12 protein-coding genes are annotated in these 13,379 nt (G+C 71.0%); 9 read left to right on the forward strand and 3 right to left on the reverse strand.

Features of this window, described 5'->3' with window-relative positions; translation table 11 throughout:
* The first annotated feature begins 2 nt into the window (after nt 1-2).
* The 6 genes from DFH01_RS19420 to DFH01_RS19445 are packed head-to-tail and all read left to right on the forward strand — an operon-like array spanning nt 3 to nt 9,454.
* Nucleotides 3-1,394, forward strand: coding sequence for an MmgE/PrpD family protein (locus tag DFH01_RS19420; RefSeq protein WP_109872117.1), 1,392 nt, complete (start codon nt 3-5; stop codon nt 1,392-1,394).
* Nucleotides 1,391-3,070: a hydantoinase B/oxoprolinase family protein gene (locus DFH01_RS19425; protein ID WP_109872118.1), complete on the forward strand. Its 1,680-nt coding sequence runs from the start codon at nt 1,391-1,393 to the stop codon at nt 3,068-3,070. The genes DFH01_RS19420 and DFH01_RS19425 overlap by 4 nt, the downstream gene beginning before the upstream one ends.
* A complete protein-coding gene (locus DFH01_RS19430) occupies nt 3,067-5,121 on the forward strand; it encodes a hydantoinase/oxoprolinase family protein (protein ID WP_109872119.1) in 2,055 nt (684 codons plus the stop codon). The genes DFH01_RS19425 and DFH01_RS19430 overlap by 4 nt, the downstream gene beginning before the upstream one ends.
* A gap of 1 nt (nt 5,122) precedes the next feature.
* Nucleotides 5,123-5,725, forward strand: a complete 603-nt coding sequence (locus DFH01_RS19435) for a cysteine hydrolase family protein (RefSeq protein WP_109872120.1) — start codon at nt 5,123-5,125, stop codon at nt 5,723-5,725.
* Complete coding sequence (locus DFH01_RS19440) at nt 5,722-7,128, forward strand: FAD-dependent oxidoreductase (RefSeq protein WP_109872121.1); 1,407 nt, start codon at nt 5,722-5,724, stop codon at nt 7,126-7,128. The genes DFH01_RS19435 and DFH01_RS19440 overlap by 4 nt, the downstream gene beginning before the upstream one ends.
* A 4-nt stretch (nt 7,129-7,132) precedes the next feature.
* Complete coding sequence (locus DFH01_RS19445; RefSeq protein WP_109872122.1) at nt 7,133-9,454, forward strand: xanthine dehydrogenase family protein molybdopterin-binding subunit; 2,322 nt, start codon at nt 7,133-7,135, stop codon at nt 9,452-9,454.
* A 117-nt stretch (nt 9,455-9,571) separates the two neighbouring features.
* On the opposite strand, the gene DFH01_RS19450 is transcribed toward DFH01_RS19445, so the two are convergent.
* Nucleotides 9,572-10,141 carry a fasciclin domain-containing protein gene (locus tag DFH01_RS19450; RefSeq protein WP_109872123.1) on the reverse strand — a complete coding sequence of 190 codons (570 nt, stop codon included), beginning with the start codon at nt 10,139-10,141 and terminating at the stop codon, nt 9,572-9,574.
* A gap of 140 nt (nt 10,142-10,281) precedes the next feature.
* Nucleotides 10,282-10,683, reverse strand: a complete 402-nt coding sequence (locus tag DFH01_RS19455) for an ATP-binding protein (protein ID WP_109872124.1) — start codon at nt 10,681-10,683, stop codon at nt 10,282-10,284.
* 152 nt (nt 10,684-10,835) lie between these two features.
* Here DFH01_RS19455 and DFH01_RS19460 point away from each other — a divergent pair, with 152 nt between their 5' ends.
* The 3 genes from DFH01_RS19460 to DFH01_RS19470 are packed head-to-tail and all read left to right on the forward strand — an operon-like array spanning nt 10,836 to nt 12,414.
* Entirely contained in the window at nt 10,836-11,543 is a 708-nt protein-coding gene (locus DFH01_RS19460) for an RraA family protein (RefSeq protein ID WP_109872125.1), read from the forward strand.
* Nucleotides 11,540-11,953, forward strand: coding sequence for a hypothetical protein (locus DFH01_RS19465; protein ID WP_109872126.1), 414 nt, complete (start codon nt 11,540-11,542; stop codon nt 11,951-11,953). The genes DFH01_RS19460 and DFH01_RS19465 overlap by 4 nt, the downstream gene beginning before the upstream one ends.
* The gene (locus tag DFH01_RS19470) at nt 11,926-12,414 is read left to right on the forward strand and encodes an acyl-CoA thioesterase (RefSeq protein ID WP_109872127.1); all 489 of its coding nucleotides are present in this window, start codon (nt 11,926-11,928) and stop codon (nt 12,412-12,414) included. The genes DFH01_RS19465 and DFH01_RS19470 overlap by 28 nt, the downstream gene beginning before the upstream one ends.
* Here the strand turns inward: DFH01_RS19470 and DFH01_RS19475 are convergent.
* The gene (locus DFH01_RS19475; RefSeq protein ID WP_109872128.1) at nt 12,401-13,378 is read right to left on the reverse strand and encodes an ABC transporter permease; all 978 of its coding nucleotides are present in this window, start codon (nt 13,376-13,378) and stop codon (nt 12,401-12,403) included. The genes DFH01_RS19470 and DFH01_RS19475 overlap by 14 nt on opposite strands.
* Nucleotide 13,379: the final 1 nt, after the last annotated feature.

Here is a 13,379-nt window from a genome sequence, read left to right on the forward strand (position 1 = left end):
CCATGGCGATCGTGACGAAGGGCGTGGAGCCGGCCTCGGTGCTGATGGCGGCCGCCTCGCCCGCCTGGCTCGAGCAGTGGTGCGGCTTCGCGGCGACGCTGCGCTTCGGCGACCTGCCGGCGGAGGTCGTGCAGCGCACGCGCCTCGCACTGCTGGATTCCATCGGCGCCATCGCCGCCGGTTCGCAGGAAGCGGAGGTGCAGGCGCTGGCCTCGCGCATGACGGCGCGAGAGGGCACGGGCGATGCGCCGGTGATCGGGCTGCCGGTGGCTGCGCGGCCGGGGACGGCGGCTTTCCTGAACGGCACCGCGGGCACCATGCTCGAGCTGGACGAGGGCAACCAGTATTGCCGCGGCCATCCCGCCATCCATGTCGTGCCCGCGCTGCTTGCTGCGCCGCGCGGCGATGGCGCTGCGCTGCTGACGGCGCTGGCCGTCGGCTACGAGTTCGGCAGCCGCGTGGGTATCGCGAGCAAGCTCAACGTCGCGATGCATCCGCATGGCACCTGGGGCACGTTGGGCGCGGCGATGGGTGTGGCGAAGCTGCATGGCGCGACGGCGCAGGAATTTCGCGGCGTCATCAACATGGCGGCGTCGCTGGGGCTGGCGACGTCACGAAAGACGATGCTGGAAGGCGGCACGGTCCGGAACACCTATGCCGGCGTCGCCAACATGCTCGGCCTGACCGTGTGGGACCTGGTGCGCAGCGGCTTCGAGGGCGAGCGCGACGGCGTCGCCACCGTCTTCGGCCATGTCAGCGCCAGCGACTTTCGACCGGAGGAGATGGTGGCGGGGCTCGGGACGCGGTGGGAGGTCGCGCGCAACTACTTCAAGCGCCACGCCGCCTGCCGCTACACCCACGGCGCCCTCGATGCGCTGGCAAAGATCACGGCGGAAACCGGCACGCTGCAGCCGGACCAGGTGAAGGCCATCGGCGTGGACACCTATGTCTGGGCCGCGCAGCTCGATTCGCCGCTGGCGCCGAACATGCTCGCCGCAAAATTCTCCATTCCCTTCGCGCTGGCGACCACCATCGTCCACGGCGCCGCGACCGTGCCGGCCTTCCGCGGCCCCGCGCGCGAGAACCCCGCGGTGCAGGCGCTGGCGCGGCGCGTGACGGTCAACGAGGATCCCGCGATGACCGCGCAGCTTCCCGGCCTGCGCCCCGCGCGCGTGCGGATCACGCTGGCCGACGGCAGCGTGCATGAGGCCGCGGTCACCACGAACCGCGGCGACACCGAGGATCCCTACACCGAGGCCGAGGTGCGCCAGAAATTCCGCGACCTCGCCGATCCGGTCTACGGCGCCGCGCGCGCACAGGCGATCGAGGAGGCGGTGATGGCGCTGGCGCCGCACGGCGAGGCGGCGGCGCTGACGGAGCTGCTGGCACGATGACGTCTCTCGACCCCGTCACCCTCGCGGTCCTGAAGGGCCGGCTGGAGCAGATCGCGGACGAGATGGACGCGACGCTCTATCGCAGCGCCTTCAACCCGATCATCGCGGAAGCGCGCGACGCCTGCCACGGCCTGTATCACGCCGAGACGGGCGCGACGCTGGTGCAGGGCACGAAGGGCCTGCCGATTTTCGTCGGCGCCATGTCCTTCGCCGTGCAGGCGGTGATCCGCCGAGTGCAGAACGGCACGCCGCTGGAGCCCGGCGACACCTTCATCTTCAACGACCCGTACGAGGGCGGCACGCATCTCAACGATTTCCGGCTGGTGCGGCCGATCTTTCGCGACGGGCAGGTCTTCTGCTGGATCGCGAGCGTAGGCCACTGGCTCGACATCGGCGGCAACGTGCCCGGCGGCTACAATCCGCGCGCGACGGAAAGCCACCAGGAAGGCGTGCGCATCCCACCGGTGAAGCTGATCCGCGCCGGCGCGATGCAGCAGGACATCCTGGACATCCTGAACGCCAACAGCCGCGTGCCGAATTCCAATTGGGGCGACCTGAACGGGCAGCTCAACGCGCTCGATCTCGGCGAGCGTCGCCTGGTCCAGCTCATCGATGAGCATGGCGAGGCGAAGCTGCAGTCGGCCTTCGCCGCGCTTGCCGACCGCGCGGCGGCGCTGATGGAAGCCGAGATCCGCACCCTGCCCGAGGGCCGCTACAGCTTCGAGGATTACCTCGACAATGACGGCGTGGTGGATGAGCGCCTGACCATCGCGCTCGACATGACGATCCGCGACGGGCGCATGATGCTGGATTTCTCGCGCAGCAGCGCCGCCTGCCTCGGCCCGATCAACATCAGCCGCGCGACGAGCGTCGCGGCCTGCTATGTCGCGCTGAAGCATGCCTTCCCGGATGTGCCCGCCAATGCCGGCGTGCTGCGGCCGATCGAGTTCGTGATCCCGGACGACACCGTGCTCGGCGCCGGCCCGCCGCGGCCGATGGCCGGCTACACGGAGACCATCCTGCGGCTGATCGGCGTGATCTTCGGCGCGCTGGGGAAGGCGAAACCGGAGCGCGCGACGGCGGCACCCTTCGGCACGATCAACGCGCTTTCGCTGTCGGGCCAGCGCAGGGACGGCACGCGCTGGGTGATGTTTTCCTTCTTCGGCGGCGGCTTCGGCGGCAACCCGGAGACGGATGGTTTGCATCACGCCAACAACCCGATCTCGACCGCGACGATTCCGCCGGCGGAGATCCTGGAGGCGGCCTATCCCGTGATGTTCACGCAATGGGCGCTGCGGCCTGACTCGGGTGGCGTCGGCCAGCATCGTGGCGGCGTCGGCGCGGTGTATGAGATCGAGGCGCTGTCGCCCGGCACGACGGAGGTTGCGCTGCTTGGCGAACGCGGGCGCTACGCCCCCTTCGGCGTCACCGGCGGCGGAGAGGGCGCGCTGACGCGCTTCGCCTGGCAGACGGAGAGCGGGTGGGACACGCCGCCCATGGCGAGCAAGGTGGTCGGCGTGAAGATCCAGGCCGGGCAGCGCGTGCGGCTGGAAAGCCCGGGCGGCGGCGGCTGGGGGGATCCATCGAAGCGCCCGAAGGCGGCGATCGCGCGCGACATCCGCCTGGGCTTCGTCTCGCCGGAAGCGGCCGCGCGCGACTACGGATACCGCGAATGACCAGCAAACCGATTGTCGGCGTGGATGTCGGCGGCACCTTCACCGACCTGTTCCTGTTCGATCCCGCGCAGAACGCGTTCCGCACCGCCAAGGTGCCGTCCAACCGCGGCGACGAGGCGGTGGGGTTCATGAACGGGCTGCGCGCGCTCGGCGGCCCCGCGGGGTTCGAGGCGATCGTGCATGGCACGACCGTCGGGACCAACGCGCTGCTGGAGCGCAAGGGCGCGAAGCTCGGCGTGATCACCACGGCGGGCTTCCGCGACGTGCTGGAGATGCGCCGGCGCGACCGCCCGAACACCTGGGGCCTGTGGGGCGAGTTCCATCCGGTTGCCGAGCGCGACATGCGCATCGAAGTGCCGGAGCGCACGCTTGCCAACGGCACGATCCACACCAGGGTGGACATCGCCGCGGTGCAGGATGCGGCACATGAGCTGCTCTCGGCCGGCGCCGAAGCATGCGCCATCGTCTTCATCAACAGCTACGCCAACCCGGCGAACGAGCGCGCGGCGGCGGCGGCGGTGCGGGCGATCTGGCCCAACCCGCATGTCAGCGTCAGCAGTGAGATCCTGCCCGAGATCCGCGAGTTCGAACGCGCCTCCACCACCGCGCTCAACGCCTATCTGCAGCCGGTCGTGGCGAACTACCTGGGCAAACTGGAAGGCGCGCTGAACCAGGCGGGCTTCGGCGGCCGCTTCCATATCGTGCAGTCGAATGGCGGCATCATGTCCACCGCCACCGCGCGCGGCATTCCCGCGCGCACGGCGCTGTCGGGGCCTGCCGCCGGCGTGATCGCGGCGGCGGCCATCGCGCGCGCCGCGGGCTTCGAGAACGCCATCACCTGCGACCTCGGCGGCACCAGCTTCGATGTCTCGCTCGTCACCGGCGGGCGCATGGAACTTGCGGCGCAGGCGACGATCGATTTCGGCCTGGTGATCCGCTCGCCGATGATCGAGATCACCACCATCGGCGCGGGTGGTGGCTCGATCGCGCATGTGGATCGCGGCGGCCTGCTGCAGGTGGGGCCGGAGAGCGCGGGCAGCCGGCCCGGCCCGGTCTGCTACGGGCAGGGCAACACGCGGCCGACGTTGACGGATGCGAATGTCGTGCTGGGTCGTATCAATGCGGACCGACCCATTGGCGGCGCGCTGTCGCGGCTGGATGTGGAGGGCGCGAAGGCTGCCATCGCGCAGCATGTCGGCCAGCCGCTCGGCCTGGATGCGATGGCGGCGGCCGAGGCCATCGTGCGCGTCGCCAATGCGAAGATGGCGGGCGCGATCCGGCTCGTTTCCATCGAGCGCGGGCATGATCCGCAGAAGTTCGTGGCGCTTCCTTTCGGCGGCGGCGGTGCGCTGCATGTCGGCGCCCTGATCAAGGAGGTGGGGCTGAAGGCCGCGCTCGTGCCGCGCTTCCCCGGCGTCACCAGCGCCATCGGTTGCGTCATCGCCGATGTGCGGCATGACCAGGTGCGCACGCTGAATCTTTCGCTCGATGGTCTCGACTCTGCCGCGCTGGACGCGCGGATGGTTGAGGAAGCGAACAGCGCGCGGAGCGTGGTCGAGGCAGCCGGCCTGCCGGTGGCGCGCACGGACATCCGCTTCGAGCTCGACATGCATTATGCCGGCCAGACGCACACGGTCGGCGTGCCGCTGCCCGTGCATGTCATCGGCGGCACCACGGGCGTCAGCGAGGCGATCATCCGCAGCGCCTTCGAGGCGGCCTATCAGCAGGCCTTCTCCCGCCTGCTGCCGGGGCTGCCGATCCGCATCGTCACGCTGCGCACCGCGGCCATCGGCATCCGGCCCGATTTCGACCTGGCGGCACTGGCGCCCGCTGCGGATGCCACGCTGGATGCTGCGGCGCGCGGCGCAAGGCAGGTGTGGTTCGACGGGGCGTGGCACGCCGCCACGGTCTGGTCGCGGCTGGACCTGCCGGTCGGTGCGCTGGTGCATGGCCCGGCGATCCTGGAGCAGCCCGATGCGACGGTGGTGGTCGATCCCGACCTCGTCGCGCGGGTGGACCGCTTCGGCAACCTGATCATCGAGCGGGAATGACATGGAACAGGTGCCGATCTCGCAGACCGCGCTGCTGCTCTGCGACCTGCAGAACGACTTCATCCATCCGGACGGCGCCTATGGCCGTGCGGGGCAGTCGGCGGCGTCCATCGCGGCGCTGCCGGCGCGGCTGAAGCCGCTGGCGGATGCGATGCGCGCGAAGGGCGGCTGGATCGCCTCCACCCATTTCACGCTGTTCACCGGCAAGGGCGGCGAGCCTTTCATCGACCCGCATCTGCGCACGCTGCGCCCCTTCCTGAAGAAGGGCGACTTCGTGATGGGAAGCTGGGGTCACCAGGTGGTGGAGGAACTCGCACCCTCCGACCTGCCCGTGGAAAAGGTGGGCTACGACGCCTTCTATGCCACGCGCCTGGAATGGATCCTGCGCAAGGTCGGCATCCGCAAGCTGCAGGTTGCCGGCATCGTGACGAATGGCGGCGTATCCTCCACCGTGCGCGGCGCGCATGTGCGCGAATTCCAGGTGACGGTGCTGGAGGATGGCTGCGCGGCCTTCACGCAGGAATTGCACGACACGGCCATCGCGGCGCTGCGGCCGGTGGCGGAGATCAGCACGGTCGCCGCGGAACTGGCGAAGCTGCGATGAAGGCGGAGGTCGTCACCGAAACCGATCCGCGTTTCCAGACGGAGGTGCCCGTCGCCATCATCGGGGCGGGTGCCGCCGGGCTGGTGGCGGCGCTGTCCTGCAAGGCGGCCGGGGTCGAGCCGCTGGTGATCGAGCGCGATCCGGTGCCGCGCGGCTCCACCAGCCTCTCTGCCGGGCTGATCCCGGCGGCCGGCACGCGCTTCCAGCGCGAGCGCGGCATTGCCGACGACGTGGAAACCTTCGCGGCCGACATCCAGAAGAAGGCGCATGGCCAGGCCGATCCGGCGCTGGCCGCGCTGGTGGCGCGCAATGTCGCGCCGGCGATCGAATGGCTGGCGGATGCGCATGCGCTGCCCTTCAGCGTGGTGCATGACTTCGACTATCCCGGCCACACGCATCGCCGCATGCATGGGCTTCCGAGCCGCAGCGGCGCGGAACTCGTGGACCGGCTGCGCCAGGCGGCGGAAGAGGCGGAGATCCCGCTGCTGACCGAAGCGCGCGTCACCACGCTGATCCGCGACGCGTCCGGCGCGATCCGCGGCCTCGTCGCGGAGCGCCCCGATGGCAGCGCGGAGCGGGTCGGCGCGCGCGCCGTGGTGCTCGCCTGCTGCGGCTATGCGGGGAACAAGGCGCTCGTCCGCAAGTACATCCCGGACCTCGCGGAGGCGATCTATTTCGGCCATCCCGGCAATGAGGGCGAAGCGGTGCTGTGGGGCGAACAGCTCGGCGCCGATCTGCGCGACATGACGGGGCATCAGGGCCACGGCTCGGTCGCGCATCCGCAGGGCATCCTGGTGTCCTGGGCCGTCATCATGGAAGGTGGCTTCCAGGTGAATCTCTTGGGCAAGCGCTTCTGGAACGAGAGTAGCGGCTATTCGGAAGCCGCAGTCGCGGTGCTGAAGCAGCCGGACGGCATTGCGTGGGATATCTTTGACCTGCGCATCGCCGGCATCGCGCGGCAATTCGAGGATTTCCGGAACGCCGAGGAGCAGGGGGCGGTGCTGACCGCCGACAGCATCGAGGCGCTGGCCGCGAAGGCGAAGCTGCCCGCGGATGCGCTGCGCGCCAGCTTCGACGAAGTGGAATCGCACAAGCGTGCCAGCACGCCCGACGTCTTCGGGCGCGACTGGTCGCGTGGCGCGGCGCTCGCTGCGCCCTTCTGCGCAGTGCGCGTGACGGGCACGCTGTTCCACAGCCAGGGCGGGCTGGCCATCGACGATGCCGCGCGCGTGCGGCTTGCCGGCGGCGCAACCATCCCGAATCTCTTTGCCGCGGGTGGCGCAGCCTGCGGCGTCAGCGGGCCGGAGGCGTCGGGCTACCTGTCCGGCAACGGGCTTCTCACGGCGGTGGCGCTGGGGCGCATCGCGGGGCTGAACGCGGCGTCGGTCGCGCAGGCGGAGTAGGACCATGGACGACAAGTTCGGCATCGGGCAGCCCGTGCGGCGGAAGGAGGATGTGCGCTTCCTCACCGGCAAGGGCCGCTACACCGATGACATAGACATGCCGGGCCAGGCGCACCTGGCGATCCTGCGCTCGCCGCACGCGCATGCGCGCATCGTCTCCATGGACACCACCGCCGCGAAGGCGGCGCCCGGCGTCATTGCCGTGCTCACCGGGCACGATGCGGATGCGGATGGCATCGGCCTGTTCCCGGTGCAGATCGAGGTGCCGGCGCGCGCCGGCACGCCGCCGCTCTACTGCCCGCCGCGGCGCATCCTGCAGACCGACGCCGTGCGCTTCGTCGGCGATCCCGTGGTCGCCGTCGTCGCCGAAACCCGAAGCCAGGCCGAGGACGCACTCGAACTGGTCGAGATCGAATACGAGATGCTGCCGGCCGCGACCGACACCGGCAGCGCGCTCGATCCCGCGACGCCGGTGATCTGGCCGGAGCGCGGTTCCAACCTCTGTGTCGAATGGTCGAATGGCCGCGAGGAGCAAGCGGACGCCGCCTTCGCTGCCGCGGCGCATGTCGCGAAGGTCCGCCTGGTGCAGAACCGCGTGGTCGGCAACCCGATGGAGCCGCGCGTCGCCATCGGCGTCTGGAACGCCGAGAAGGAACGCTACGAACTCACCAGCCCCACCCAGGGCATGTTCCGCGTGCGCGACCCGATGGCACGCGACATCCTGAAGGTGCCGGCGGACAAGCTGCGCGTGATGTCGCCCGACACCGGCGGCGGCTTCGGCCTGCGCAGCAAGTGTTTCCCTGAGTCCGCCATGGTGCTGTGGGCGGCGAAGAAGCTGGGCCGGCCGGTGAAGTGGCGCTCGGGCCGCTCGGAAACCTTCGTCTGCGATCCGCATGGCCGCGACCATGTCACGGAAGCGGAGATGCCCTTCGACGCCAACGGCAAGGCGCTCGGCCTGCGTGTGCGCACCACGGCGGCGATGGGCGCCTATCTCTGCGATTTCGGCCCGCGCATCCCGACCATCGCCGGCGCGCGCATCGCCGGCACGGTGTACGACCTGCAGGCGGTCAACATGCGGGTGAAGTGCGTGTTCACCAACACCGTGCCGACCGACGCCTATCGCGGCGCCGGGCGGCCGGAGATCGCCTATACCATCGAGCGCCTGCTCGATCTTGGCGCGGCGCATTTCGGCGTGACGAAGGACGAGATCCGCCGCCGGAACTACATCCGGCCGGACCAGATCCCCTACACCAACTGCGTCGGCAACGTGCTCGACAGCGGCGATTTCGGCGGCACGCAGCAGAAGGCGCTCGACCTCGCCGACTGGGCCGGCTTCGCGCGGCGCCGCGCCGAATCGCGCTCGCGGGGCAAGCTGCGCGGCATTGGCATCGGCTATTTCGTGGAGGCCTCGGGCGGCGCGCCGACTGAATGGGCGCGCGTGGCGATGACGGAGGACGGCAAGGCGCGGCTGCATGTCGGCACCTTCAGCCATGGCCAGGGGCACGAGACCGCCTTCGCGCAGATCGTCCATTCCCGCCTCGGCATCCCCTTCGAGGATGTGGTGCTGGTGCAGGGCGACACCGACGTGATCGAGACGGGCGGCGGCACGGGCGGAAGCCGGTCCTCCCAGATGGGGGGCGTCGCGACGCTGCGCGCCTCCAACGCCGTGCTCGACAAGGCGAAGCGCATCGCGGCCCACATGCTGGAAGCGTCGGTCGCGGATGTGGAGTTGGACGGCGCCCGCTTCCGCGTGGCTGGCACCGACCTTGCCGTGACGTGGCCGCAGGTGATCGCCCTCGCCAACGATCGGAAAAGACTGCCGGAGGGCGAGACGCCCGGCCTCGACGAGAAGGTGCTCTACAAGCGCGACACGGAGTGCAACTTCCCCAATGGCTGCCACGTGGCCGAGGTGGAGATCGATCCCGAGACGGGCGTGCTGGAGGTGGTGCGCTACGCCGCCGTGGACGATGTGGGGAATGTGATCAACCCGATGCTGGTCCACGGCCAGTCGCATGGCGGCATCGCGCAGGGCCTCGGGCAGGCGGTGCTGGAGGAAGCGCGCTACGACGCCGAGAGCGGGCAGTTCGTGAGCGCGACCTTCATGGACTACGCCATGCCGCGCGCGTCCGACCTGCCGGACCTCGCCATTGACTTCAACGTAGTGCCGACGCCGGTGAACGAGCTCGGCGTGAAGGGCGCGGGGGAGGGCGGGGCCTGCGGCGCGCCTCCGGCCATCGTCAGCGCGGCCTGTGATGCGCTGGGTGTCGCGCATCTCGACATGCCCCTGACGCCGGAGAAGATCTGGCGCACGCTGCGGGCGGCCTGACGCCGCCGGGCGGCGTCAGGCGCGCTGGCTGAAATGGCCGACCGGTCCGGCCCGCAAGGCGGGCCGAACGGCCGCCGCGGCCTGTGCCGCGCCGGCGATTGAGGCGCCAGGAACTAATCAGGCCCCCGGCGAAGCCGGCAGGATCGGGGCCGAGGTGACGTGGAAGACGCCGTCGCTGGCCAGGATGTCGCCGCGCGTGATCGCGATCACCGGGCGGCCGGGCACCGGCGGCACGCCATCGCGCACGATCGTCGCGGTGCGCGGCCCGGTCTGGTTCACCTGCAGACGGCCGCGGTCCCAGGTGACCACACGGCCCTGGCGCGCCTGGATGTCGCCCAGGCGCAGCAGGCCGAAGGCGGCGTTGGCGTTGACCAGCGTCGCCAGGCGGGCGCGTTGCGCGTCGTTCGGCGAGGAGGGCGGGCTGTCCAGCAGGGCCCGCAGGTCGGCCGGCAGGCCGTTGAGCGCGTCGTTGGTCGGCACGAACAGGGTCGCGGCGCCGTTCTGCCGGCCGATGCGCGAGGCGAGCCCGCTGGCGGTCAGCGCGTTGACGAAGCGGCTATGCTCCGGCTTGTCGCGTAGCAGGGTCAGCAGGTCGATGCTGCCATTCTCCGGCAGCGGGCCACGTGCGGCCTGGCAGCCTGCAAGGAGCAGGAGGCCGCCCGCGCCCAGGGCGAACCGACGCGTCATCGGATGAGGCGAATCCACGGGCAGGTCCTTCCGGTCAGGCGCCGGCGGGCTTGTGTTGCGTGCCGGCGGAATGGCGCAGGTGGTAGCGGGCGCGCGGCACGGCGTCCAGGGCTCGCCAGCCGCCGCTCGGCCGGCGGGGCTCAGGCTAGGTCGAGCACCACGACAACGCGGTTCCGCCCGCCCTCCCGTGCATAGGACAGGCTGCGCGAAAGCCGTCGGGACAGGTGCACGCCCAAGCCCCCGATCCGCCGCGACTCGAGCGGCAGGTCGGTGTCCGGGACCGGCAGGGACAGCGGGTCGAAGGGCCGACCGTCATCCTCGACCACCAGCCGGACCGCATCGCCCTGCCGTGCGATGGCGACCGAGAGCGCGGCCGCTCCATCGGCGCCCTGCGCTCCATGCGACGCGACGTTCACCGCAAGCTCCTCGACCACAAGGGCAAGCCGATAGGCGGCCTCGGGAGCGAGGCCGGCCGTAGCCGACCACGACTCCACGGCGTCGAGCAGCGGCGCCAGCGCGTCCTTGCGCGGGACGACGCTCATCCTCAGCGGGTCCGACGGCACGGCGGTTCCATCCTGCACCAGTTGGGAACGATACCGGAGGCGGGCGCGCCTGTCGCCTCCCGGTTGCGGTCGTTTGACGGGCGGGACCCGCCGGCCGATGCTGCCGCCGCGACAAAGGGGGAAGCGCCGCCATGGCCGAGCATCCGTTCACGCGCGAGGATCTGGAGCTGCTGCGCCAGTGGGACACGCCGACGATCTGCAACGCGCTGGAATTCGTGGCGCCGCAGCGCCGCGGGTACGGCTTCACCGTGCGTCCCATGGTCTGCGCCGATCCGAAGCTGCCGCCGATCTGTGGTCTGGCGCGCACCGGCACGATCCGCGCCGCCGCCCCCTCCGGCCGGCCGAAGGAGCAGGACAAGGCGGTGCGCATCGGCTGGTACGAATATGTCGCCCGCGCCTCCCTGCCGACGGTGGTGGTGCTGCAGGACCTGGACGACACGCCGGGCGTCGGCGCCTTCTGGGGCGAGGTGCATTCGGCGGTCCACAAGGCGCTGGGTGCGCAGGGCGGCGTGACCAACGGCTCGATCCGCGACCTCGACATGCTGGCGCCGGGCTTCCAACTGATCGCCGGCGTGGTGAACCCGAGCCACGCCTATGTCCACATGGTCGCCTATGGGCAGGAGGTCAGCGTCCACGGGATGCATGTGGCGCATGAGGACGTGATCCACGCGGACCGGCACGGCGCGGTGGTGATCCCGCATGACTGCGTGCGGAAGCTGCCGGCCGCGATCGAGCTCGGCGCGCGGAAGGAGAAGGTGATCCTCGACGTCTGCCGCGACCCGGACTTTTCGGTGGCGAAGCTGCGCGAGGCCATCGGGCGGATGGACGAGATCCATTGAGGCAGGCCGCGGCGGCCTTGCTGCTCGCGACGCTGCCGGCCGGGGGACCGCTTGCGCAGGGTTCGGTGGCGCAAGGACCGCCCTGGACGGAGCGACTGGTGGAACTGGCGCCGGCGATGCGCGCCTGCCTGGAAGGCCAGCCGCCGGAGGCGATGGTTGTGCTCGCCTGGCCCATGAACCGCGGCCTCGCCATGTCGCGCCTGCTGCTGCCGGGTGGCGCGCGGCAGGATTGCGTGGCGGATCTCGGCACCGGCCGCGTCGAGCGGCGCGATCCGGTCGCGCCTGATCAGCGCATGCCGGGCGAGGGGATCCAGTCCTTCATGCTGGACCGGCGCTGCGTGGATGCGCGCCGGATCGAGGATTCTGCGGGAAAGGTGCTGGGATGGCTGGCCTACCCGGCCTGCGGATGAGCGGGATGCGGCGCGAGAGCTTCGTCCGCGTGAAGCCCGAATGGGTGGACCACTACGGCCACATGAATCTCGCCTACTACCTGGTGGCCTTCGACCTCGCGACGGATGCGGTGTGGCCCGCGCTGAACCTCGGCGAGGGGTTCCGGGCGCGCGGCCTCGGCACCTTCGCGGTGGAATCCTGGCAGGCCTATCGGCGCGAGGTGCTGCTGGACATGCCGCTGGCGGCGGAGAGCGAGGTGCTGGCCTTTGACGCGAAGCGCCTGCTCGTCGCGCACCGCCTCTACCACGCCGAGGAAGGCTGGCTCTCCGCGGAGAACGAGGTTCTCTTTCTTTGCGTGGACCTCGGCACGCGCCGCGTCGCGTCCTGGCCGGCGGACGTCCTGGCGCGCTTCGCCGCGGCGAAGGTGGAGAGGGCGCCGCAGCGGCTGGCGCTGAAGCGCGGCGCGCTCAACGCTCCTTGACGTAAGGCACGCCGGCCGCGCGCGGTGCCGTGGCGCGGCCGACGAAGCCGGCGAGCAGGATCACCGTCAGCACATAGGGCAGCGCCTGGATCGCCTGCACCGGGAAGGGCACGCCGAGCCCTGGCACCGGCACGCCCTGCAGCCGGATCGCCACCGCATCCAGCAGGCCGAATCCGAGGCAGGTCCACAGCACCGGCCAGGGCTTCCAATTCGCGACGATCAGCGCGGCGAGCGCGATGAAGCCGCGGCCCGCCGTCATCTCCGGCGAGAACTGCGCCCCCTGCGCGGTGGAGATCGCGGCGCCGGCGATGCCGCACAGCACGCCCGCGATCAGCACGCCGGCATAGCGCAGCCGCGCGACGGAGACGCCGGCCGCGTCCACCGCACCCGGATTCTCGCCACAGGCGCGCAGCCTGAGGCCGAAGCGCGTGCGCCACAGCACGAAGGCCGCGAGCGGCACGAGCGCGAAGGCGACATAGACCGGCATCGCATGGCCGCCGACCACGCCCACGAGCAGCCGCCCGAGCAGCGGGACCTCCGCGATCCACTCCGCGCCCGGCAGCGGGATGGGCGCGAAGCGCGCCGCGCCGGTCAGCGGCGGCGTCTGCCCGCCCTGGCGGAACCAGGCGAGCGCCAGCGTCGCCGAAAGCCCCGCCGCCAGCACGTTGATCGCCATGCCGGAGACCACCTGGCTGCCGCGCAGCGTGACGCAGGCGAAGGCGTGGATCAGCGCGAGCGCGGAGGAGGCGAGGATCGCGGCACCCAGCCCCGCCCAGGCGCTGCCCGTGACGGCGGCGGTTGCCGCGGCGGCGAAGGCGGCGAAGAGCATCTTGCCCTCCAGCCCCACATCCACGACGCCCGAGCGTTCAGCGAAAAGCCCGGCGAGCGCGGCCAGGATCAGCGGCGCGGCGACTCGCAGCGTCGCGGCGAGGATCGGGACGACGAGGTCGAGCGTGGCCTCCATC

It is taken from the genome of Falsiroseomonas bella (assembly GCF_003173615.1).
GTDB classification, from domain to species: domain Bacteria; phylum Pseudomonadota; class Alphaproteobacteria; order Acetobacterales; family Acetobacteraceae; genus Falsiroseomonas; species Falsiroseomonas bella.

Excerpts from the sequence above, each read along its gene's own strand:
- DFH01_RS19440 (WP_109872121.1), top strand. The coding sequence starts at position 5,722 with ATGAAGGCGGAGGTCGTCACCGAAACCGATCCGCGTTTCCAGACGGAG.
- DFH01_RS19445 (WP_109872122.1), top strand. The coding sequence starts at position 7,133 with ATGGACGACAAGTTCGGCATCGGGCAGCCCGTGCGGCGGAAGGAGGAT.
- DFH01_RS19460 (WP_109872125.1), top strand. The coding sequence starts at position 10,836 with ATGGCCGAGCATCCGTTCACGCGCGAGGATCTGGAGCTGCTGCGCCAG.
- DFH01_RS19450 (WP_109872123.1), bottom strand. The coding sequence starts at position 10,141 with ATGACGCGTCGGTTCGCCCTGGGCGCGGGCGGCCTCCTGCTCCTTGCA.
- DFH01_RS19430 (WP_109872119.1), top strand. The coding sequence starts at position 3,067 with ATGACCAGCAAACCGATTGTCGGCGTGGATGTCGGCGGCACCTTCACC.
- DFH01_RS19435 (WP_109872120.1), top strand. The coding sequence starts at position 5,123 with ATGGAACAGGTGCCGATCTCGCAGACCGCGCTGCTGCTCTGCGACCTG.
- DFH01_RS19420 (WP_109872117.1), top strand. The coding sequence starts at position 3 with ATGGCGATCGTGACGAAGGGCGTGGAGCCGGCCTCGGTGCTGATGGCG.
- DFH01_RS19475 (WP_109872128.1), bottom strand. The coding sequence starts at position 13,378 with ATGGAGGCCACGCTCGACCTCGTCGTCCCGATCCTCGCCGCGACGCTG.
- DFH01_RS19455 (WP_109872124.1), bottom strand. The coding sequence starts at position 10,683 with ATGAGCGTCGTCCCGCGCAAGGACGCGCTGGCGCCGCTGCTCGACGCC.
- DFH01_RS19470 (WP_109872127.1), top strand. The coding sequence starts at position 11,926 with ATGGCTGGCCTACCCGGCCTGCGGATGAGCGGGATGCGGCGCGAGAGC.
- DFH01_RS19425 (WP_109872118.1), top strand. The coding sequence starts at position 1,391 with ATGACGTCTCTCGACCCCGTCACCCTCGCGGTCCTGAAGGGCCGGCTG.